This window comes from [Flexibacter] sp. ATCC 35103, assembly GCF_001975985.1.
Taxonomy (GTDB): Bacteria; Bacteroidota; Bacteroidia; order Flavobacteriales; family Flavobacteriaceae; genus Flavobacterium.
The window spans coordinates 162,279-185,056 of sequence record NZ_MTQF01000004.1; the positions used below are offsets into that span (position 1 = coordinate 162,279).

The window sequence follows — 22,778 nt, forward strand, 5'->3', positions numbered from 1 at the left end:
ATAAATGAAGTGTTATAAAAATCTATAACTTTAAATATATCGTAAAATTTATGAGCCGCTAAATTTAGCATAAAAAAACCATTCGCGGTAACGAATGGTTTTATATATGGTTATTTTAACAATCTTTTAGAAATCATTGTCAGGAATCAGCCCTTCATTATTATTTTGAGGTGGCGGTTTTTTCTCTTCTTCTTTCTTATCTGGTTTTTTATCTGTTTTCTTTTTGTTCTTTTCAGCATCTTTTTTATTGGTGAAATTAACAAAATCAGGATTTAGATAAGAATCCTGTAAATCATCGGAAGAGCTTTTTATGGCTTTTTCTAATTTATGATTTTTAAAGAGTTTATTTACCAATTCGCTAAAAGTATCAAAATCTACCTCATACGAAATACCAACTCCTTGCGTATACCCAATTCCTTGTCCTATATAATTTATATCATTTTCTTTATTAAACAAGCGCAGGTTCATAGATCCATCTTCATTTACCCTGTACAATATCTCGATGTCTCCCACAATAGCAGATTCGTTTACACCACCAACAGGAACTCCTAATTTTCCGTTGATCGTGATTCTTTCATTTACCTGCGAGGTTATATTTGCCACAAACTGACCGTCAGCTTCCTGACCTAATCTTTTATCAGCAGAAATATAATTTAAATCAATATTCACTTTATCATTATCAGATTTTATGATTCCGCCCAATAAACTGGAAGCGGTTTCTGATAATGTTCCGGACAAATCGCCCTGACTAAATCCGTCTGTACTCATAAACGAACCTGTAGACAATAAATACAATGCCTGAGTCTGACGAATATCTTTATCATCCAGCTTATATTGTATCTCTGATTTAAGAACATTGCTGACAGATGGAAACTGAATATCAAAATTAGGTTCCGGACTGGTTAAATCCCCTCTTAATCCAATAACAACTTCTACCGGTACTTTTTTATTAAATGACGAAGTATTATCTAACAATACAGCAGGATTTGCAGAGGTTTTATAAACCGCTTCAAGATTCAGCTGAGCTTTCATAGGGTTTCCTTCCCAAATAATAGATCCTCCTTTTTTGACTGAGAATTTTTTATCGATTAATCCACCGTATTTAAAATTATAAGTTCCTTCGTATGCCTGGAAATCTCCCCACATATTAAATTTACCCAGCGTATTTATCTTGAATAATAATGATCCGTATCCTTTTCCTTTCATACCGTGTCCGGAATTTCTATCCAGGATCACTTCGACCTCTGCATCCGGGGTAATATCAAAATCGAACTCTAATTCAAGACCATTATAATTTCTGGTTTTTTCGATAATACCATTGGCCAGATTGTATTTTTCTTTTGGCGTTACAAAATGAATCCAACTGCTCTCTCCCACACTTTGCGCGTTATTGATAGGAATCTTAACTTCTGTTCCTTTCTCAGATTTCGCATCTACCTTTATAAATAAGTTTTCTGTTGGCCCTTTTATACTTGCCGTACCATTAATAAATGCGGTACCAAAATAGGCAGCATCTTCACTATCTTTTGTATCCAGCGCCAGCAATCGTTTTGATGTTATGGTAAGATCCAACTTCCAGTCTGCAAAATTATGATGCTCAATGCTACCATTCAGCAATCCTTTTGTTTGATATTTGGTATCAGTAAGCTGATTATTTCTAAATAAAAACTTTTCATCGGTTAAATCAATAACAGTTCGATCGCTCAGTTCATAATCTGTATTAAGGTACGGAATTGTCATTCCGGCTTTTTCTACATATAATCGTCCGTTTATTTCCGGTTTTTTAAGATTTCCTATAACTGCGGCATTCCCGGAAACAGATCCTCGCACATTCGACAACACATCGCCTCCAACTGTCCCTAAGGTTGCAAGATTAAATCCTTCCAGTTTTAAATTCAAATCCAGAAAAGTCTCTTTATTCTCGATTGCAAAAGTTCCGTTTGCCCTAAACGATTCTGTAAAACCGTTTTGAATCGACGAATTTATCGTGAACTTTTTAAAACTTTCATCTCCTGAAATATCAAAATTCAAGGTTCCTAAATCTATTTTATTCAAATTAAGATGATCGATGGTAATAGCAGCTGTTGGCTGATAAACATTCTTATTCTGCTTATAATTTATATTCCCGTTCAAATTACCATTAAAGACAAATTTAGAATTCAGAGGTGTAATTTTATTTATATCCACATCCTCAAAATTCAGTACAATATCTTTATAATCATTTCCTTTTATCACTCCGTTTAAATCAATTTTCTGATTTTCATGCGATAAAATAATATTATCAATTGTGAAGTTTTTAAAATACTGATCAAAAACAATCTGATTATCCTCTTCAGAATTTTCGTTTAAATACCATAAATAGTCTTTAAATTTCATTTCTGATTTCTTGATTCCAACAATGTTATTTTTGTTTTTATCAATGGTATGATACAAATCCAGATTAAAATAATCCTCTCCTTTTTCTCCACCTTTAAACTCCGATCGAACAAACAAAGTATCTTTTGATGTTACATTAATCAAATTAAAATCACGTACTTTATAATAAGGAGTTTTGATACTGTCTAATTCGACATACGCATTATAAAGCGGGTTTTTATTATCAATACTAATTCGGATATTATCGAAAGTATTTTTTGCTGCCGTAATTTTCTGAGATTTGAATCTAAATTTAAATTCCTGTAAATCAGAATCAATTTTTCCACGCATTACCGTACTTGAATCAATATTAATTTCAGGATAAAGCATTTCGACTACTTTGTCGTAAACATGAAAATTAAAACGCAGAAACTGTCCTTTTTTAACTTTATAAGGTTTGTAGTTGGTATAAAGGCTTCCAACGGAATTCATAACCAGCTTTTCTAATTGTGCAAACTGAAATTTACCTACTATCTGACCATTTACAACATCTTTTGAATTAATCGTAATCGTACGTAATTTATCCGCATCAAAATTAGAATTAACTATTATTTCATCAAAAGCATACGTTGCTTTCGGATTTTGATATACCGCATCTTTGATCGAAATATTACCCTGCAGGTTCTCTATAGAATTTCCGGTAACTTCAACAACTGCATCTCCCCTAAAACTGGAAATAGAATCGTTTATGAATTTCAGTTTTCTTAAATTGGCATTTTCTACATTAATATGAAAATCATATCTGCTTTCGCGCTTGCTTAAATCAACCAAACCATCAAAAGTCAGGCTTAAATTGGGATCATTTACAGAAAGTTGTCCTTTATAATACGGCAATTTAAAATTACCATTAACCACAATATTATTGTAGGTATATTTATTATAATCTAATTTTGAAATATCACCTTTTATAATTGTATTCAGATATTTTTCGGTAAATCCAACACCGTCAACATCTAAATTCAGGGTTGTCCTGCCAACATCTTTTCGATTAAGCAAAGCACCAACATTAAAATTATCTAAAATAATATTTCCTGAATAGGATGCTTTATCGATAAAATCCATATTATTCATATGTAAATCGGCTTGCCCGTTTCCTAAATCAGTAATCATTTTAAAATTAGTTTCTAAAGCTGTTGTCGAAACTTTAGCCTTACCAACAATATTAAATTTACCAATTCTCTTAAGCTCTTTTGGAAGTTTTTTTCCTAAAATTCCCGGCAATATCACCACTAAATTATCATAACTTGATATCAGTTTGTCAAACTTTCCATCCATGGCAAACTTTTGGGTTTTACTGCCTAACAGATTTTTAAAGTTAATCGTTCCGTTAATCTTAGAACCATTTGTATCACTTAATTTAAGATGCCTCAAATTAAGATTGTTTAAAGTTCCTTTTATCTTGGTTTTGATTTTAAAATGCTGGTTTTTACCCAATCCGTCATAAAAATAACGAATATCATTTGATGCAATAGAAGCGGAATCCAGGGCAACATCAAACTTTACTTTATCTGTAAAATGCAGAAAATCTTCTACTTTATAATTTAAAATAGCTTTACCGTAAATCCAGGATCTTTTTGTTTTTATTGCCAGATTTTCTACTTTGATTTGTTTTTTGGTATACGTGAATTTACCCGCAAAATTCGAAACATATAAACCACGGTGATCTAAAAAAGAAAACCTGTGAATGTTTGTATTTATATCTGGTCCGTACAATTTAAAATCACTGATGTAGGCGTTTAATTTCTTGAAATCCAGAAATAAAGGTGTCGTTTTATTTTCGTCTACCACAGAAAACTTCCCATTAGATATGTATGCATTTCTGGCTGTAAGCAAAAAATGTCCTTTTGATTTGGATTTTTTACCCGTCTCAAATAATTTAATAAACTTGTTGATATTATTTTCGTTTTCGTTTTTATAGGTTTTCAGGTTAAAAATCAAACCTGTTAAACGAAGATCCCCAAAAATCAAATCTCCATCGATTAGCCTCTTAAAACTCAAAATATCTGTTGAGATAATATCAGAATAGATTAAAGTTTTTTTATGATGATCCAGGATTACTACATTTTTAAGCTTAACGCCTCCAAAAATGTTTATCGCCACTTTATCAACGTTAATATCTGCTTTAAAATCGGTTTTGAGAGATTCTGTTACGTAGTGTGCAATTTTTGTCTGAACAAACGGCAAAGACAAAGTTATAGCGAGTGCCAACAAAAGTAAAATTAACCCAATTAGGGTTCGGGATATTATTTTCTTTACTGTTTTGATAGCTGCTTTTATTTTTAGTTTTCTTTTAATTTATTTTGAACAGACAAAGAACGACTGTTTTTGATAAAAATTCTTTAATTTTGGCTTCTCCTTATAATAAAAGAAAATCAAATATTTGATTTGTCAAATATAATTCAAAATTCGTGCCTTTATATGCAAAATTCAGAGGTTTTTATTCTTGCCATCGAAAGTTCCTGCGATGATACTGCCGCCGCGGTTTTACATAACGACAAAGTACTCTCAAATGTTGTGGCCAATCAGTTAATTCACAACCAATATGGTGGTGTAGTTCCTGAATTAGCCTCGAGAGCACATCAACAAAATATTGTTCCGGTAATAGATGCTGCACTTCGCAAAGCAAATGTACAAAAAGATCAACTAACAGCTATTGCTTTTACGCAAGGTCCGGGCTTAATGGGCTCTTTGCTGGTAGGAAGTTCTTTTAGTAAATCACTATCACTTGCCTTAAAAATTCCGTTAATCGCTGTAAATCACATGCATGCCCATATTCTGGCACATTTTATAGACGAAGAAGGTTTTGATAAACCTGAATTTCCTTTTTTGGCCCTGACTATTAGTGGCGGTCATACTCAGATTGTAAAAGTTAATGGCTTTTTTGATATGGAAATCATCGGTGAAACCACTGATGACGCTGTTGGAGAAGCATTTGACAAGAGTGCTAAAATTCTCGGACTTCCTTACCCCGGCGGTCCTTTGATCGACAAATATGCCAAAGAAGGAAATCCGAAAGCATTTGCGTTTACAAAACCAAAAGTTCCCGGATTAGATTTTAGTTTCTCCGGATTAAAAACAGCTATTTTGTATTTTATTCAGAAGAAAAAACTGGAGAACCCCAATTTTATCGAAGAAAACCTGAATGATATTTGCGCATCTATTCAATATACTATTATCGAAATTTTGATGGATAAATTGAAATTAGCGGTAAAAGAAACCGGAATCAAACAAATCGCCATTGGCGGAGGAGTTTCTGCAAATTCAGGAATCAGGACAAGATTAAAAGAAAGTGAAGGGAAATACGGTTGGAAAACTTTTGTTCCCAAATTCGAATACACTACAGATAATGCCGCAATGATAGGAATTGTAGGGTATCAAAAATATTTATCAAGTCGTTTCGAAACTTCAGCAGTAGTTTCGAAAGCGCGAATTCAATTTTAATTATGCAATTATTTTACAATCCCGATATTGACGAATCAACTGAAAGTTTTACTTTTGATAAAGAAGAAAGCCGACATATTATAAAGGTTCTCAGAAAAAAAGATTCAGACATTTTACATGTTACAAACGGTTTTGGTTTACTGTTTGAAACCGAAATTACATTGGCATCAGACAACAAATGTATTGTTCAGGTGCTTTCGATAAAAAAATCTCCTGAACCAAAATTTCATTTGCATTTAGCCGTTGCCCCAACTAAAATGAACGATCGTTTTGAATGGTTCTTAGAAAAAGCAACCGAAATAGGTATTCAGGAAATCACACCCATTATTTGTGATCGCTCTGAGCGAAAAGTAATTAATGCAGAGCGTTTTGAAAAGATTATTCTTTCGGCAATGAAACAATCGAACGAAACATATTTGCCTAAATTAAATGAAGCAATCTCTTTTAAGGAATTCGTTAAGCAACAAAATAAAGGCTTGCAATTGATCGCACATTGCGAAGAAACAGATAAAAAATCATTAAAAGATATTCTAAAACCTAATGAAAGCGTTACGATGCTTATTGGTCCCGAAGGTGATTTTTCTGAAAAGGAAATCGCATTGGCTTTAGAAAATAATTATCAGCCTGTTACATTAGGAAATACACGCTTAAGAACTGAAACCGCTGCAATTGTAGCGTGTCATAGCGTTGTTTTTTTTAATGAGAATATCTAACTGATTGATTACATTACGTAAACCCGACAGGTTTTAAAAACCTGTCGGGTTTTATGCTGAGTTGCTTGCAAAGATTCCATCGAAATGAAAAAACAAGTATTTCAAAAAAATATAAATTATATGAAAAAAATATTTTGCTTATTATTTCTCGTTTCCCTTTCTTCCTTTTCTCAGGAAATTGCTTTGCTTAAATATAGCGGAGGTGGCGATTGGTATGCAAATCCTACTTCATTGCCTAACTTAATTAAGTTTTGTAATGCGAATATCAACACCAGAATAAAAGCAAAACCTTCGACTGTTGAACCGGGAAATCCTGATTTACTTTCGTACCCTTTTGTACATATGACCGGACACGGAAATGTAGTTTTTAGCGATTCTGACATTAGTAATCTTAGAAATTACCTAAACGGCGGCGGTTTTCTTCATATTGATGATAATTACGGAATGGATCAATACATTCGAAAAGAAATAAAAAAAATATTCCCTAACAATAATTTAGTCGAAATTCCGGCGAGTCATCCCATATTTCAAAAACCTTTTCCGTTTCCTACAGGATTACCTAAAATTCATGAACATGACGGAACGCGTCCTCAGGCTTTTGGAATTTTTATAGAAAACAAATTGGTTTTATTATACACTTACGAATGTGATTTGGGTGATGGCTGGGAAGATGCAGAGGTTCATAATGATCCTGCGGCAGTTAGGGAAAAAGCCTTAAAAATGGGTGCCAATATTATCAATTATATTTTTACTAATTAAAATTTTAAAAGTGCAGCTTACTCACGAAGAAAATCAATTTGAGCGAAAAACATTTCCAATCACATTAGTTTGCGATCACATTTATTTTCAGCAGAATATAGGCTCGCTTTTTAGAATAAGTGAGGCTTTTGGAGTAGAAAATATTATTTTTTTAGGAAAAGATATTCCGCTTACGCCCCGTAAAATCAATAAAACATCACGAAGCACGCATCTTCATGTGCCTCATACTGTAATCGAACAAACAACTGAACTTGTTGATTACTTACTTGAAAATAATTTTGAAATTATTGCTTTGGAAATAGCAAGTAATAGTAAACCTCTAAAAGAAGTTGTGATACCTGAAAATCAAAAAATTGCACTTTTAATTGGAAGTGAAATTGATGGAATTTCAGATGAATTATTAAAAATTTCGAACCAAATTGTTCACATAAATATGTTCGGAAAGAACTCAAGCATGAATGTTGTACAAGCTGCAAGTATAGCTTTGTACGAATTTACTTCTTAATAAAAAAGTGTTAATTTTTGTAAGAACTAGACTATACAAGGGATTGTAAAATTCTGACAAAATTATTATTGTAAAAATTTTGTTACAATAATTTATTTGTTATAAAATTGCGGTATAAATAACCAAATTTAATTTTTTATAACAAAACCCTAAATTATTATGAAAAAAGTTCTTATTACCGCATTCACAGCATTAGTGCTGTTTTCTTGTCAAAACGACCAAACAGAATCAGCAGATTCAAATGTAAGTGCTATTGCCCATCGCGGATGCGCAACTCAAGAAGTTTTAGAAGCTCAATTAAAAGCTGATCCTACTTTAGCAATCAGAATGAATGAAATCGAAGCTTTTACAGACAAAGCCTTACTTACAGGCAAACTTGTAAATGGTAAAGTTCAAATTCCGGTTGTTGTTAATGTATTGTACAGAACAACTGCAGAAAACATCTCTGATGCACAAATCCAAACACAAATCGATGTTTTAAACAAAGATTTTAATGCATTAAATTCTGATTACAACAGCGTTCCTGCTTTATTTGCAGGTGTAAAAGCAAATGTTGGAATTTCATTTGTTTTAGATCAGGTTATCAGAAAATCGACTACAAAAACATCATGGGGAACAAATGATGCAGTAAAAAAAGTGGCACAAGGTGGTTTAGCACCAACTTCACCAACAACAAAACTTAACTTATGGTCTTGCACAATTGGTGGCGGAATATTAGGTTATGCTCAATTTCCTGGTGGAGCATCTGCTACAGACGGAGTTGTAGTTGACTCTAAATATTTTGGTTTATCAGGTTCATCAGCTGCTCCTTACAACTTAGGAAGAACTGCTACCCACGAAGTAGGTCACTGGATGAATTTACGTCACATTTGGGGGGATGCAACTTGCGGAAGTGATTTAGTATCTGACACGCCAACTCATAACACAGCAAATTACGGTGTACCGGCTTATCCTCACTATAGTACTTGTTCAGGAACTCCTGTAGAAATGACAATGAACTACATGGATTATGTGGATGATAACGCAATGTACATGTTCTCTAACGGGCAAAAAAGTAGAATGGCCGCTATTTTTGTAACCGGTGGAGCAAGAGCTGCATTTGGAATCTAAAAAAACAGGTTAAAATAAATGGGAAAAGCGAGGTGATATCATCTCGCTTTTTTTTGTTTACCGCCCATATATAAAAGCTTTTTGCTATATTTATAATCTAAAATCGAATCATGATAACATCAAAAATTATTTCTAACGGAATTTTAAGAGCTTTAACAACAATCCTGGTTATTGCTGTCATTTTATATTTTCTATACGAAATACAAACAGTAATTGTTTATTTGTGCATCTCACTATTACTGTGTTTAATTGCAAATCCGTTAGTACAATTTTTAAAAAATAAATTAAAATTCAGTAACTCACTGGCTGCCACAACAACTCTAATTGTTTTTATATTGGCAATAGTGGGTTTTATATTATTATTTGTACCGTTAATTATTTCTCAGGCAAATAATTTATCACTTCTGGACACCAATAACCTGCAGCACCAATTTATTGAAACAGAGAGAAGTATCGAGGCTTATTTTAATATTCAGCATGTTGATTTGAATAAGGTATTAAAAGATTCTAAAATTACCTCTATAATTGATTTCAGTTACTTTACCGGCTTTCTAAATTCAATTTTAGGTTTTATGGCTAATATGGGAATGGGATTGGTATCTGTATTTTTTATCACTTTTTTCTTTATTAAAGATCAGGATGCTTTTAAAGTAAGTGCCAGAAAAATTCTTCCGGATACTAATGAAGATAAAATTCTAAACTCAATTACTAAAATCAACCACTTTTTAACCCGTTATTTTATTGGTTTACTGCTTCAGTTAACGGTTGTATTTATTTTATATCTGATTGTTTTAATGATTTTTGGAAATAAAAATGCTTTTGTAATTGCTTTTTTATGTGCCATTTTGAATATCATTCCGTACATAGGACCAATTATTGGAACTGTTCTCGCTGGAATTTTAACCATGATCAGTATGATTGGAAGTGATTTCCAATCCGAAATTTTACCACGAACTATATATGTAATCATTGGATTTTTGGTGGTTCAGGCTATTGATAATAATATTAGCCAGCCTATAATTTCATCAAAAAGTGTAAATTCGCACCCGCTGGAAATATTCCTGATTACTTTGATAAGCGGAATTACTTTTGGAATTGTTGGGATGATTATTGCCATTCCGGTTTTTACAATGGTAAAAGTAATTTTGAAAGAATTTTTTCCTGAAAACAAAATTGTCTCCGTATTAACCGAAAGAATCTAACATTGAACACTTCTATTTTGCGCCAAAATATTCAGGAATTTATAACTCAAAATAGTGGTGCACCAATTACAAAATTAGCGCTTCAGAAGAATCCGTTTCCTGAAATCGACTGGATTTTAATCTTAAATCAAATTGAAGCCAAGTCTAAGGCAAAAGATAAATTACCAACCTGGTTTTTGACGGAGAATATTATTTATCCCAGTAAAATCTCTGTAGAACAAACCTCATCTGAAAAAACTGCGGCTTATAAAGCTTCCTTGATTTCAGGCAAAAGTTTAATAGATCTTACCGGAGGTTTTGGAGTCGATGATTATTACTTTTCTAAAAATTTTAAAGTTGTAGCACATTGCGAAATAAACGAAGATTTATCTGCGATTGTAAAACATAATTTCGAACAGTTAAAAGTCGAAAATTGTACTTTTTATGCAGAAGATTCCATCAATGTTTTAAAAGAAAATAATCAAAAATGGGATTGGATTTATATTGATCCTTCCAGAAGAAATGATGCAAAAGGCAAAGTTTTTATGCTGAAAGACTGCTTGCCAAATGTACCTGATTTACTGGATTTTTATTTTGAAAAAACGGATTCGATTTTAATAAAAACGGCACCTTTATTAGATCTTTCTGCCGGTTTATTTGAATTAAAATTCGTAAAAAACATACATATTATTGCGCTTGAAAATGAAGTAAAAGAATTGCTTTTCGAAATCCACAATCATTATTCAGGTGAAATAACCATAAAAACAGCCAACTTAGTAAAAGATAAAATAGAAACTTTTGAATTTATTTTGGGTGATGATACTGTATTTGCAAACTATCATTTACCTCAAAAATACCTTTACGAACCCAATTCTGCTATTATGAAATCCGGTGGTTTTGATGAAGTTAGTACTGTTTTCAATATCAATAAACTGCACAAACACTCGCATTTGTACACTTCAGACGAGTTAATTGATTTTCCGGGAAGAACATTCGAAATCGAAAAAGTGATCCCGTACAGCAAAAATGAAATGAAAACGGAACTTGCCAATCAACAGGCAAATGTTACCACGCGAAATTTTCCGGACACAGTAGAAAACATTAGAAAAAAATGGAAAATAAAAAATGGAGGAAATTTGTATTGTTTTTTTACAACTGATAAAAATGATAACAAAATAGTTTTAATTTGCAGAAAAATAACTGAAAAATGAAACAACTATTTACACTAACTCTTTTTTTATTAACCCTTACCGCATTTGCTCAAAAACCATGTGAATACAGCGCAAATGTAAACGACTCAATTGGTACTTATAAGGTAACTAACGAATATCTGATCAGTGAAAAATATTTTGGAGGTACTTTTAACTATGTTTTCTTTTCTCTGGCACAAACTGATGGTTTGCCAACATTAAATTTACAGCTTATCCAGAAGAGTAAAGATTTTATCAAAGCGAACTGTTTCGACAAAAACTCAAAAGTCTTTTTACAATTAGAAAACGGAAAAATAGTAACGCTTATCCATATTGACAGAGAAAGCTGTGGAACGCTTATTCATGATGATAAAGGTTTTGATAATCGTATAAATACCGGAATTTTTATGTTTATGAAAGAAAATTTCGAAGAACTAAAAAAATCCCCTGTTGCAATTATGCGTATTAAATACCTGACTACTACAGAAGATTATATTGTAAAAAGAGAATTAACCTCTGAGTTAAACGGTAAAGTTTACAATCCGAATACGTACTTTATGGAAAACATAAGATGCGTTGAATAATTACTCGCAATTCCATTTTTGATTCGAGACTTTATCTTTTAGGCCTGTCTTTAAATTATAATGCCACCACTCTGAATCAAATGAATTGAAGCCATTTTTTATCATTACTTTCTTAAGGTATTTTCTATTTGATTTTACGTCATTAGAAAGCATGGTATAATTATGACTGGCACGAATACCAAAAAAGTCAAAAGGAGTTCCCATATCTACTTCTTTTCCCTTTATATCAACCAACGAAATATCAACGGCTCCTCCTCTATTGTGGATGGAGCCTTTTTTGGGATCTGCTACATATTCCGGATTCGAAACAATCTCCCACATTTTTTTCTGGATTGATAATGGTCGGTAACAATCGTAAAGTTTTATCTTAAAACCTTTATTCATAAAATCTTTATTTGCCGCTATCAAAGCCTGAACGGTTTTATAACGCAAGAGACATTCTGCACAATCATATACTTTTGCTTTTAGAAAATTATCCTCGGTTGCATACTTCATATCATAGATAAAATCATTGCTGTAATCTCTTAAGTTTACAAAAGTCGTATCTGCAATTTCTTGTTTTGCAGGAGTTGAATACATTTCATTTTGGGCTTTTGAAGAAACCATCCAGAAAAGTAGAACTATAAAAAATAAAGTTTTTGTGAATTGCATGATGAGAGAGATTTTCTATAAAGTAAATATAGAAATAAAATAAGGATGCTAAAAAATAATAAAGAAATAACGTTTCTTATCTATTCTAAATCTCTCCTGTCATCATAATATTTTCTTTCACGCCTTTATTTTTTAGCATTCTAAAGTGCGAACGAACCGCATGATAAAATGGATAGGAAGTATACGGAAGATCATATTCCTGAGCATAACGCCGTATTATGGGTGTAATATAAGGATAATAGGTATGCCCGACTCCGGGAAAGAGATGATGCGCGACATGATGCGTAAAACCTCCGTATAAAAAATTAGCAAGTTTGCTGTTTGTACTAAAATCTTTAGTCACAATCATTTGATGCATCGCCCAGGTTGCTGAAAGATTTCCGTCAGGATCTGTAACAGGAAAGTGAGCATCTTCATCTACATGTGTAGATACCAGTGCTACAACACCTAAAACGCTTCCGGATAAATGCATGGCAAACCAAGCGCCCAAAACAAAATACCACGGCTGATTAAGTACGTACATTGGGATAAAAAGCAAGTAAAAAAGATTGATGATTTTTGCTGCAAACAACATAAAAATTTCCTTTGGGGGAATTTTATCTACTACTTTTTTTACGTAGTTGTCTTTCTTGCCAAAAAAGTCTTTGAAGTCTCTGATATAAATCCAGTTCAGACTGTAAAATGGATAAATCAGCCACATATAAATGTGTTGGTATTTGTGATAATTAAACAACGGACTATTAGGAAAAATCCGGATGATATCACTTTGCTTGATGTCAATATCCCAATCCGGAACGTTGGGATAAGCATGATGAAGGTTGATATGCCGTCGCGTCCAGAGCCAATGATTACCTCCAAAAAGTTCTAAAACATACATAAACCATTCGTTATGTTTCGCTTTTTTAAAGAGTGCTCCATGTGCCGCATCATGAAATGCATTTATAAAAAGTACAATCATCATGATTCCGCACAAAATATAAAAAAGGAATAATAGCGGAGTACTGTTTCCAAACCGCAAAATACAGTAATAAAATAGAAAGAAGAGAATTAAAAGTCCCAAAGACTTTATAATATTGAAAAGGTACAGGGATGAGTTTTGTAAAATAGTATCGTTCACTTCTGTGCGCATCTTTTTAAAAAAATCATCGGTACCGGCTTTAAGATAAACTGGTCGTTTTAATTTTTCCATAACAATTGTTGCTAGAAATTGGTACACCAAATTTAATAAAATTTCTTAAAACACATAAAAACAAAACGTTACAAAATTAATACTTCTCTAAATTTGCTAATCCTGTTGGATAAAATACAGCGATTGCTCATAATTGGCAATACTAATCAAGGCATTGTAAATATATTTTGAGACTAAAGCACCGCCATCTGTATTAATTAAATCAATATCATCCTCCGGAGTATGATACTGCGGATGTCCTCCGGTATGAAACCCAATACACGAAATCGAAGCTTTGTAGAACGAAACATGATCAGATCCTCCTACTTCACCAGCGTGAATAACAGGATTAAGACCGCTATTTTCGCCTAACTTCTTCATGAGTTCAACTCCATCCGGAAAAGTACCGGCACCGCCCATATATATTTGTTTTTCGGTATTTAATCGTCCAACCATATCCATATTCAGCATTACTTTTACCGCTTCTTTTTGAACCGGTAAATGATTGACAAAATATTTAGAACCCAATAATCCTTCTTCTTCACCGCTAAACGAAATAAAAATGATGCTTCTTTTGGGTTTTATACCGGATTTTGATAATTCCTGTGCCATACAAAGTAAAGCCGAAACTCCGGAAGCATTATCATCTGCGCCGTTATGAATTGCGACAACTTCCTTTTTTTTACTGCTCGATCCAATTCCGCCCCAACCCCAATGATCATAATGGGCGCCAATTACTATAAATTCGTTTTTAAGATTGGGATCTGAACCTTCAAGATATCCAATAACATTTTGGGTGCTAACACTATCCGATTTCATTTTGTTTATTCCTTCTTTTACAAATACTTTAAAGGTTTGATAATAATTATTATCGAATTCTTTTAGTCCGTATTTTTTAAAATGGGTTCTAATATATGCTGCTGCTTTATTATTGCCTTTTGTACCCGGAAAACGTCCCTCTAATTTATCTGATGAAAGATATTTATCGTGTTTATAAAAGGTTTTAGCATTAATACCATTCTGGGCATTTGTAGTAATACAAGAAAATAGTACGCTTATAAAAAAGATTTTGAATGCTGAATATTGAAAAGGTTTCATTTTTTTATTGTCCAATAAATTGATTGTATTTTATTTAAGTTCAAAAATTTTATCCATTAAGATCCATTTTTCTCCCGGTTTTGCCCCCGGTAAGGCTTGTTGAAATTTCCACATCAAAGTTTCCCATTCCTGGACTTTGGGATTTGCTGCATCTAATTTTGACTTTTTTTCAAATGAAAAATCTGCATCTGCTTCTATGATCATAAACAAGCGATCTGCAATATTGTAGATTTCCAGAGAAACAATTCCTGCATCTTTAATGCTTTCTTTAATTTCCGGCCAAACATCCTGATGAAACTTTATATATTCATGAATTAAATCAGGATCGTTTTTTAAATCTAAAGTAAGGCAATGTTTTTGCATAATTTCTTGTGTTTTTAAAACTTCTAATCTTCAAATTAAAAGTTTTTTCACACAATTTAGCAATTATTTCAAAACTTATTTACCTTATTCCTTCAATTCAAATGTTACATGCTTAATATACTTTCTGTTATAAGTATATAAAATATGAATTTTATGATCTGAGGTTTCGATAATTGCCGGATAACTAAATTCTCCTTCGGTTTGGTTTTCAAGATCAAATAGTTTTTTCCAATTTTCACCATCTTTAGAATATTCAACATCTAATACATTTCGCCCATTAAACCAGTCTTTACCTTGTCGCAAAGGATTATTGACCAATAAAAAAGATTTATTAGTTAACGTTACGGCATCGATTCCGGAGTTAGAATTTACAACATTGATACTGTCTGTGCGTTGCCAGGAGTTTCCGTTATCTGTAGACCAACTCGAAATTATTTTATTATGTTTGCTTCTGGACAACATCTGAATTTCATTTGCAGAATGAACAAGAAATGTGGGCTGGATAATCTCAAATTCTTTTTTGTCTTCGATCTCTATTTTTTCCCATTTATCAGTCGCTTCTGTATATTTTTCTACATGAACTCTCCACTTGTTATCGCTGACACTTTCTGTACTGCTGCCGCATAAAATAATACCCGGAGTAGTTTCTATTGGTTTGTTTCTAATAGGCCCAAGTATGTCTTTTGGGAGATATTTAGGAGCGCTCCACGTATTTCCGTTGTCTTTTGAAACAATCATTGCTCCAAACCATTCTCTGGGATTTTTTCCAACTTTATAGAATAGATACAACTGCTGGCTTTTACTTTTAAACAAAACCGGATTCCAACAAGGCAAAGTATCTTTTTGAGTAATTAAGGGCTCTATAAGATTTTTGGGCACGGACCATTTATTTTCTTTATAAACAGAAAAATAAATCCCTACGTCTTTAGCGCCTTCATATTTCCCTCCAAACCAGGCCGCCATTAATTTATTGGGTTCAAGTTCTACTATTGTCGATGCATGACTGTTAACCGTAACCGGGTGATCTGTAATAAAATTTTGAGTGATATTAATGGCTTCCTGCTTTTTTGTCGAAGAACAGGAAACACTTATTAAGGCTAATAAAAGTAACAGATATTTGAATTTTGAAATCATGGTAAAGTGTAATTAATAAACAGAAAATTATTTTTTCTTTAAACCTGCTTTGTGTCCAATAATGGCATAGAATAAAATAAAAACATAACATGGCAACAAGATCCAATATCCTTCTGTAGTCGCTTTTGCAGTCGCAGTTACATCATTCATACCCTGAGCAAGCATATCTGCTTTTGTGATATCTACAAATTTCCCGTATAATGGCGGAATTATTGCGCCTCCAGAAATGGCCATAATCAATAATGCCGAAGCTGTTTTGGTAAACTTACCCAATCCTTTTAGAGTTAAAGGCCATATTGCGGGCCAAACCAGAGCATTTGCAATACCTAAAGCGGCAACAAATAAAATAGAAGTAAATCCGGTAGAAGTTACAATACAAAACGAAAGTAAAATTCCTAAAACGGCACTGGCGCGTAATGCCAAAGCCTGACTAATATATTTTGGAATTAAAAATGCTCCTAAACCATACGTTACAACCATTGCCAGTAATGTAAATGTGGTGAAAAATTTAGCGTCTCCCGCCGGAAAACCTAAGGCAATACCGTAAGCGATAATAGTATCTCCCGCAATAACCTCAACACCTACATACATAAAAAGAGTTAAAACTCCCAACCACAAATGCGGAAACTGAAAGATGCTTGTTTTGGTTGTTTCGCCTTCTTTTGCTTCGGCAATAGGTTCTGCTTCTACATCAGGCAAAGGTGCTTTTCTAATTAATATTCCTAAAATAAACAAAACGACAGCCATTGTTATATAAGGCGTTACAACGCTGTCTGCCATTGTATCTAGTAATTTTGCTTTTTCGATGGTAGTAACTACGCTTAGTTTTTCTTTGATTTCATCTATTCCGGATAATAAGATAGAACCAAAAATAAGCGATCCCAAAGCACCTGCTATTTTATTGCAGATACCCATAATGGCAATTCGTTTTGCGGCACTGTCTATTGGTCCCAAAATAGTAATGTAAGGATTTGATGCTGTTTGCAATAAAGTCATTCCTGCACCCTGAATAAATATACCGGTCAAAAACATCCAATAGGTTCTTGCTTCGGCAGCAGGTATAAATATTAAAGCGCCAAAACCCATTATAAATAAACCCAAGGACATTCCTTTTTTATATCCAATTTTTGCCAGAATATACGATGCCGGCAGTGCCATTACTACAAAAGAAATATAAGATGCCGATGCGACTAAAAGTGACTGGGCAGATGTTAGCTCATTGATTGTTTTCATAAACGGAATCAAAGCACCGTTGATCCAGGTTACAAACCCAAAAACAAAAAACAGACTGGCTATAATTAAAATTGGAATTAATGTGTTTTTCTTATCAGAAGAGGAAATTGTAGTGTTAACCATAATTTTTTATTTGATGATCCGGCAATTATGATACTGTTTTTTAAATAAAAATCAGTTGCCATCTCTATTAAAATGCTGTTTTAATTTATTCTCTTTATTCTTTATTCTTTATTCTTTATTCTATTCTCTTTTCTCTTTTCTCTTTTCTCTTTTCTCTAAAAATCGTAATTATCGTATAAAACAAAAGGAGAGTTACCTCTCCTTTTGTCAATTTTAAGTAACGAACCTCTTTATCTTTACTTATTTTATTTTGTATCCCACCAAAGTTTTGTTCCTCCGGTATCAGGTCCTTTTAATTTTGTGATTCCGTCAGTAACAGCATCTTTATTAGAAGAATATTCATTTGTTGTATAAATAATTCTTTTCATCAGGCTTTTACCAACTCCGGCATCATTATTATCTGTATTAAGCGGCGCATAAATTACTTTAGCATCACTTCTGCGTAAGTCAGCCCATGATTCCCAAGATTCAGGAAAAATAGCCAAATACTTTTGAACTGCGATTTGAGTACGTTGGCTAGCTACAGAAGCAGACCATGCAACAGGCAATTTAACCGGTATATCCTGCAAGTCTAAAGTTGGATAAACAGTTAAAACGTTTGGTAAAGTAGGCAATGTATTTCCTGCAATATAAGCATTGATTGCCGCAGTATCTGTGATTCCCCATTGTCTTAATGATAATCTGATACCTTCTTCGTATAAACTTTGAGCACTTCCGCCCATGTTCCATCCGTTCATCGCACCTTCGGCTCTGCTGAAATAGTTTTCTGAAGCCATAAATACCTCGATATTTTTAGTTTCACTAAGATTTCCGGCAGCACCATTACCCATAATATCATTGTTAAAAGCAGAGAATTTAGTAGTTCCAAACTGATCTTCTAAACCTCCAACAGGCTGACCACGATAAACCAGTGTAGTCGCTTTAGGATCAAGCGGAGCAAACCATTTTGCTAACCTTGGATCGTTGTATCCTACCAGAATACTCTCCATAGAAGCTGTCATAGTATATCCCCAGCTGTTTACGATCATGTTTAAGTTGTTTGGTGTAATATTACTTGCTTTAAAGAAAGCTCCCTGCTCATTTGTTTGCATAACACCCGCAGCTACTGCAGCTTCGGCTTGTGTTTTTGCTTTTGCAGGTTCAATATCAGAAATTCTTAATGCAAGACGTAATCTTAAACTGTTTCCAAATACTCTCCAGTTTGCAACATTTCCTGCATACAAACGGTCATTTGGCTGAAATGAAGCAACTGTAGTTACAGCAGAACCACTAAGTGTAGCATTTGCCTCATCTAATAATTTAAAAAAGTCTTCGTAAATAAATTCTACGCTATCATAAGGTACTTTTTCTTTTTTATTACCAGCTTCTGTGTACGGAATTGGCCCGTAAGCATCAACCATTTGATTGTACATAAAAACTTTCCAGATTTTAAGGATTGCCAAAGCTTCTGCATTTCCTTCAGATGCTTTTATAGCATTATTTAAAGCAGGAACGGCAACGGTGTAAAATCTTGTCCATCCACGTCCTTCATAACCATTAACGAAGGCATTTCTTTCTGTACCATATCCACAATTTAGATAGTGAATAAAAGTAGAAGACAAAATACCTGTTGCAATACCCCAGGTTCCCTGATCATCTACACCTGGTGAAGAGTAAGATCCGTTGTGGATACCCGCATAAAGCGCAGATGCAAATGATGGTCCCGCCATTGTAGCATCCAACTGATCTTCTGTAAGCGCATTAGGATCTGTATTTATATGATCGAAGTCGCTTGTACAGCTTGATAAAATAGAAACTGCCATTAATGCAATTCCCAGTGTTTTTATTTTAAAACTATATTTCATGATGTCTCTTTTTTAATTAAAATCCGAATTTAACATTAACCCCATAATCTCTCGTTGAAGGAATGTTGAAGGATTCTATACCTTGTAAGTTTCCTGTACCAGCACCTGCTTCCGGATCAAAATATTTAGCTTTATTCACGAAAAAGAATAAGTTTCTTCCTACCAGTGAAAAATCAATACTTGTAAAACCTGAGCTGCCTAATACACGTTTTGGCAAAGAATATCCAAAAACAAGTTCTCTTAATCTAATGTTTGTAGCATCGTAAATAAAAGGTTCTGCAATAGGTGTTCTTTGTCCAATTGCTGTCCAGTATTGTTCTGCATTAATGCTTACGGTATTTTGAGTATACGTTCCGCCAGCACCTGCAACAACACCATCAACAACAATTCCGCCTTCTCTTCCTGCTAAAGTAACATCGCTTACCCCTAATCCTGCTTGTCTTGCCTGAGTGTATGAAATAACTTCACCACCAATTCTAAAATCAACAAGGAAGCTTAAAGAGAAATCTTTGTATTTAAAACTGTTTCTTAAACCTGCAGTCCAATCCGGGTTAAAGTTTCCTGCACGAACATCAAAACTATTTGTTGCAAGCGGAATACCTGCGCTGTTTACGATAATTTTTCCGTCAGGAGATCTTTGGAAACCTTTAATATATAAATCTCCATATTCACCACCCTGAATAACTTTACTTCTTACTAATCTACCTTCACCAAGAACCAATTCTTCTCTTCCTCCATAAATAGATTTTACTTCAGATTTGTATGTTGCGTAGTTTGCAGTAAGATCCCATGAGAAATTTTCTGTTTGAATTGGAGTTGCTGTAAAAACAACCTCAATACCTTTGTTTTGAATTTCCCCACCATTAACTACCGCTCTTGAAGTCGATGAAGACTCCGGAGTATTGATGTAGAAAATTTGATCTTTTGTATTCGTCTGGAAATAAGTTACATCCAATCCTACACGATTTTTCAAGAATTTAAGCTCACCACCAAACTCAACAGAGCTTGACATCTCCGGTCTTAAATTTGGGTTTGCTGCTGTTGTTTGAGAATACAACATACCACCATTACCACCAATATAAGATAATCTTGAACTTGTTTGGTAAGGATCAGTATCGTTACCCACTTTTGCGTAAGAACCTCTTACTTTTGCATAACTAATAACTTCCGGTAAAGTAACCATATCAGAGATAACCCCTGATAAACCTACAGATGGATAAAAGAAAGATCTGTTTGCAGCCGGTAAAGTAGATGACCAGTCATTTCTTGCTGTTAAATCTAAGAATAAATAGTTTCTAAAACCAATTTGTGAGAAACCATAAACAGAGTTAATTTGTTTTTCTGAAGCTGTAGAAGTAGATTGAATAGTAGATACATTTGACAGGGCAAAAAAGTTTCTTTTACTTAAAACTCCTCCTGAATATAATGAAGAACTATTTTGTTGTAACGTGTTAGCTCCGGCATTAACCCCAATAGAGAAATCACCAAATTTTTCGTTGTAAGAAAGTAAGGCGTCAGTATTGAATTCGCTTACTGTTTCATAAGATTCACTGTATGAACCAAGATTGTTGTTAAAAGCTACTGTAGCATATCTGTTTCTAACATTCTTGTTTGTCATTTGGTCTAAACCAGTTCTAACTTGTAAACTTATTGTATTTGTAAAATCATATTTAAGAGAAGCAAGACCTATAAATCTGTTTCTTTTATCTTTACGTGCATCATCACGCAATGCAGACCAGAAAGGGTTTCCACCAGGAGCTCCGGCTTCATCTAAGAAATAGTTCATTTGTCTTTGTCCCGCAGCATCAAAATATTCAAAATCTTTATATTCACTATATTTAATACTACGTGGCAATAAATAAGCTGATGTACCAATAGATTCTTCTCCAGTTCTTAATAAATTATCGATATCCTGAACGATGTAGTTTGTTTTTACGTCTAATGATAATTTATCAGATATTTTGCTTGTCAGTCTTAAGTTAAGATTGTGTCTGTCTAACTGGTTTCCTCCCACGATACCTTCAGCACGTGTATTGGTATAAGAGAAATAACCTTGTGCTTTTTCATTTCCTGTTGTTACAGTTAATGTATTTGCTAAGTTATAACCTGTTTTATAGAAATCTATAACGTTGTTTGGCTGAGCGCTGTAACTAGTTGTTGCAGGCCCTGCATAATTAGGATTACGAACTAACTGCCAGGCAGGAACCTGACTTCCGTCTAATTTACCACCCCAGCTTGAGCTTGAAGTTTGGTTATAAGCTCCCAGAGTTCCTTGTCCGTATTCGTTTTGTAAATTCATCAAATTATATGCTGATGAAGCCATAAAGTTAGACGATAACGAAACCGAAGTTTTTCCTGCTTTACCTGATTTTGTTGTAATTACGATAACACCATTACTTGCTCTCGTACCATAAAGTGCCGCTGCAGATGGTCCTTTAAGAACCGTCATAGAAGCAATATCTTCAGGGTTAATATTCGAAATACCGTCAGGTTGTGTAGTTCCTCCTGTATCGATATCCGGATTTGTATTTGTTGTTCCGTTACTAATTGGCACACCATCTACCACATACATTGGCTGGTTGTTTCCTGTAAGTGATCTGTTTCCTCTTAGTGTAATTCTGGAAGAAGAACCTACCCCGTTTGAAGTGGTAGAGAAGTTAAGACCTGCAACTTTACCTGAAAGTGAGTTGGCAACGTTTAAGGATCTTGCTTCTGAAAGTTCGTCTACAGAAATGTTCTGAGCAGAATAGGTAATTGCTTTTTTCTCTCTTTTGATACCAAGAGCAGTTACGACTACTTCTCCTAATTGTTGTGTAGCAGCACCTAAAGCGGCATTAATTGTTGTTTGTGTTCCTACGGCTATCTCTTTTGGGGCAGAGCCTACATAGGTAAAAACCAAAACTGCTGATTGATTTGGAACTGTTATACTGTACTTACCATCAAAATCTGATGATGCACTTGTCTTTGTTCCTTTAACCACAACATTTGCTCCTGGGATCGGAATTCCCGTTGAAGCATCTGTTATCGTTCCTTTTACTGTAGTTTGTGCTTGTGTGCTTTGGAATGCAAACAAACAAAACAGAAACAGTAATTTTAGTACGTCCTTAATCATATTAGTTGTTTTTTTAGAGTTAATAACATGTTAAACTTAAGAATACATTTTGTTAACAAAATATTATTTCGACAAATGACAATTTTGAAAAGGTGTTGGGTAAACTTTAACATTTAAAAACAACAAAAGGGTTTATTTTGTAATATAAACCCTC

Annotated in this window: 17 protein-coding genes; 8 read left to right on the forward strand and 9 right to left on the reverse strand. The window is 33.6% G+C overall.

The genetic code is table 11. The features are described 5' to 3' along the window. Nucleotides 1–126: 126 nt before the first annotated feature. Entirely contained in the window at nt 127–4,626 is a 4,500-nt protein-coding gene (locus tag BXU01_RS08745; protein ID WP_255373728.1) for a translocation/assembly module TamB domain-containing protein, read from the reverse strand. A 207-nt stretch (nt 4,627–4,833) separates the two neighbouring features. Between BXU01_RS08745 and tsaD the strand changes: the two genes are divergently transcribed. The 8 genes from tsaD (at nt 4,834) to BXU01_RS08785 (ending at nt 11,898) form a co-directional block, all read left to right on the forward strand. Continuing rightward, nucleotides 4,834–5,856 (forward strand): tRNA (adenosine(37)-N6)-threonylcarbamoyltransferase complex transferase subunit TsaD, encoded by a 1,023-nt coding sequence (tsaD, locus tag BXU01_RS08750; RefSeq protein WP_083692825.1) that lies wholly within the window; start codon nt 4,834–4,836, stop codon nt 5,854–5,856. A gap of 2 nt (nt 5,857–5,858) precedes the next feature. Further along, a complete protein-coding gene (locus BXU01_RS08755; protein WP_083692826.1) occupies nt 5,859–6,569 on the forward strand; it encodes a 16S rRNA (uracil(1498)-N(3))-methyltransferase in 711 nt (236 codons plus the stop codon). A 120-nt stretch (nt 6,570–6,689) separates the two neighbouring features. Further along, nucleotides 6,690–7,328 carry a DUF4159 domain-containing protein gene (locus BXU01_RS08760; protein ID WP_083693276.1) on the forward strand — a complete coding sequence of 213 codons (639 nt, stop codon included), beginning with the start codon at nt 6,690–6,692 and terminating at the stop codon, nt 7,326–7,328. A gap of 10 nt (nt 7,329–7,338) precedes the next feature. After that, the gene (locus BXU01_RS08765; protein WP_083693277.1) at nt 7,339–7,833 is read left to right on the forward strand and encodes a TrmH family RNA methyltransferase; all 495 of its coding nucleotides are present in this window, start codon (nt 7,339–7,341) and stop codon (nt 7,831–7,833) included. Nucleotides 7,834–7,992: 159 nt separating this feature from the next. Continuing rightward, on the forward strand, nt 7,993–8,943 hold the full coding sequence (locus BXU01_RS08770; RefSeq protein WP_083692827.1) for a zinc metalloprotease: 951 nt from the start codon (nt 7,993–7,995) through the stop codon (nt 8,941–8,943). A 110-nt stretch (nt 8,944–9,053) separates the two neighbouring features. Then, the gene (locus tag BXU01_RS08775) at nt 9,054–10,145 is read left to right on the forward strand and encodes an AI-2E family transporter (protein WP_083692828.1); all 1,092 of its coding nucleotides are present in this window, start codon (nt 9,054–9,056) and stop codon (nt 10,143–10,145) included. Nucleotides 10,146–10,147: 2 nt separating this feature from the next. Next, a complete protein-coding gene (locus BXU01_RS08780; RefSeq protein ID WP_083692829.1) occupies nt 10,148–11,335 on the forward strand; it encodes a class I SAM-dependent methyltransferase in 1,188 nt (395 codons plus the stop codon). Beyond that, nucleotides 11,332–11,898: a hypothetical protein gene (locus BXU01_RS08785; protein WP_083692830.1), complete on the forward strand. Its 567-nt coding sequence runs from the start codon at nt 11,332–11,334 to the stop codon at nt 11,896–11,898. Before BXU01_RS08780 ends, BXU01_RS08785 begins: the two co-directional genes overlap by 4 nt. On the opposite strand, the gene BXU01_RS08790 is transcribed toward BXU01_RS08785, so the two are convergent. The 8 genes from BXU01_RS08790 to BXU01_RS08825 all read right to left on the reverse strand — a co-directional run bounded on the left by BXU01_RS08790 (nt 11,899) and on the right by BXU01_RS08825 (nt 22,624). Continuing rightward, on the reverse strand, nt 11,899–12,549 hold the full coding sequence (locus tag BXU01_RS08790) for a M15 family metallopeptidase (RefSeq protein ID WP_083692831.1): 651 nt from the start codon (nt 12,547–12,549) through the stop codon (nt 11,899–11,901). Nucleotides 12,550–12,634: 85 nt separating this feature from the next. Continuing rightward, nucleotides 12,635–13,510 (reverse strand): fatty acid desaturase, encoded by an 876-nt coding sequence (locus tag BXU01_RS08795; RefSeq protein ID WP_369819542.1) that lies wholly within the window; start codon nt 13,508–13,510, stop codon nt 12,635–12,637. A 324-nt stretch (nt 13,511–13,834) separates the two neighbouring features. Further along, nucleotides 13,835–14,815, reverse strand: coding sequence for a M20/M25/M40 family metallo-hydrolase (locus BXU01_RS08800; RefSeq protein ID WP_083693278.1), 981 nt, complete (start codon nt 14,813–14,815; stop codon nt 13,835–13,837). A 30-nt stretch (nt 14,816–14,845) separates the two neighbouring features. Next, entirely contained in the window at nt 14,846–15,178 is a 333-nt protein-coding gene (locus BXU01_RS08805; RefSeq protein ID WP_083692833.1) for an L-rhamnose mutarotase, read from the reverse strand. Nucleotides 15,179–15,262: 84 nt separating this feature from the next. Further along, on the reverse strand, nt 15,263–16,312 hold the full coding sequence (locus tag BXU01_RS08810) for an exo-alpha-sialidase (RefSeq protein WP_083692834.1): 1,050 nt from the start codon (nt 16,310–16,312) through the stop codon (nt 15,263–15,265). A gap of 27 nt (nt 16,313–16,339) precedes the next feature. Then, nucleotides 16,340–17,668 carry a sugar MFS transporter gene (locus BXU01_RS08815; protein WP_083692835.1) on the reverse strand — a complete coding sequence of 443 codons (1,329 nt, stop codon included), beginning with the start codon at nt 17,666–17,668 and terminating at the stop codon, nt 16,340–16,342. Between the two features lie 245 nt (nt 17,669–17,913). Continuing rightward, nucleotides 17,914–19,512 carry a SusD/RagB family nutrient-binding outer membrane lipoprotein gene (locus BXU01_RS08820; protein WP_083692836.1) on the reverse strand — a complete coding sequence of 533 codons (1,599 nt, stop codon included), beginning with the start codon at nt 19,510–19,512 and terminating at the stop codon, nt 17,914–17,916. 16 nt (nt 19,513–19,528) lie between these two features. Next, complete coding sequence (locus BXU01_RS08825) at nt 19,529–22,624, reverse strand: SusC/RagA family TonB-linked outer membrane protein (protein WP_083692837.1); 3,096 nt, start codon at nt 22,622–22,624, stop codon at nt 19,529–19,531. Nucleotides 22,625–22,778 lie beyond the last annotated feature (154 nt).

What these genes read in the sequence shown, in the direction of transcription:
- tsaD (WP_083692825.1), top strand. Translation starts at nt 4,834, where the DNA reads ATGCAAAATTCAGAGGTTTTTATTCTTGCCATCGAAAGTTCCTGCGAT.
- BXU01_RS08755 (WP_083692826.1), top strand. Translation starts at nt 5,859, where the DNA reads ATGCAATTATTTTACAATCCCGATATTGACGAATCAACTGAAAGTTTT.
- BXU01_RS08760 (WP_083693276.1), top strand. Translation starts at nt 6,690, where the DNA reads ATGAAAAAAATATTTTGCTTATTATTTCTCGTTTCCCTTTCTTCCTTT.
- BXU01_RS08770 (WP_083692827.1), top strand. Translation starts at nt 7,993, where the DNA reads ATGAAAAAAGTTCTTATTACCGCATTCACAGCATTAGTGCTGTTTTCT.
- BXU01_RS08775 (WP_083692828.1), top strand. Translation starts at nt 9,054, where the DNA reads ATGATAACATCAAAAATTATTTCTAACGGAATTTTAAGAGCTTTAACA.
- BXU01_RS08785 (WP_083692830.1), top strand. Translation starts at nt 11,332, where the DNA reads ATGAAACAACTATTTACACTAACTCTTTTTTTATTAACCCTTACCGCA.
- BXU01_RS08790 (WP_083692831.1), bottom strand. Translation starts at nt 12,549, where the DNA reads ATGCAATTCACAAAAACTTTATTTTTTATAGTTCTACTTTTCTGGATG.
- BXU01_RS08795 (WP_369819542.1), bottom strand. Translation starts at nt 13,510, where the DNA reads ATGATGATTGTACTTTTTATAAATGCATTTCATGATGCGGCACATGGA.
- BXU01_RS08800 (WP_083693278.1), bottom strand. Translation starts at nt 14,815, where the DNA reads ATGAAACCTTTTCAATATTCAGCATTCAAAATCTTTTTTATAAGCGTA.
- BXU01_RS08805 (WP_083692833.1), bottom strand. Translation starts at nt 15,178, where the DNA reads ATGCAAAAACATTGCCTTACTTTAGATTTAAAAAACGATCCTGATTTA.
- BXU01_RS08810 (WP_083692834.1), bottom strand. Translation starts at nt 16,312, where the DNA reads ATGATTTCAAAATTCAAATATCTGTTACTTTTATTAGCCTTAATAAGT.
- BXU01_RS08815 (WP_083692835.1), bottom strand. Translation starts at nt 17,668, where the DNA reads ATGGTTAACACTACAATTTCCTCTTCTGATAAGAAAAACACATTAATT.
- BXU01_RS08820 (WP_083692836.1), bottom strand. Translation starts at nt 19,512, where the DNA reads ATGAAATATAGTTTTAAAATAAAAACACTGGGAATTGCATTAATGGCA.
- BXU01_RS08825 (WP_083692837.1), bottom strand. Translation starts at nt 22,624, where the DNA reads ATGATTAAGGACGTACTAAAATTACTGTTTCTGTTTTGTTTGTTTGCA.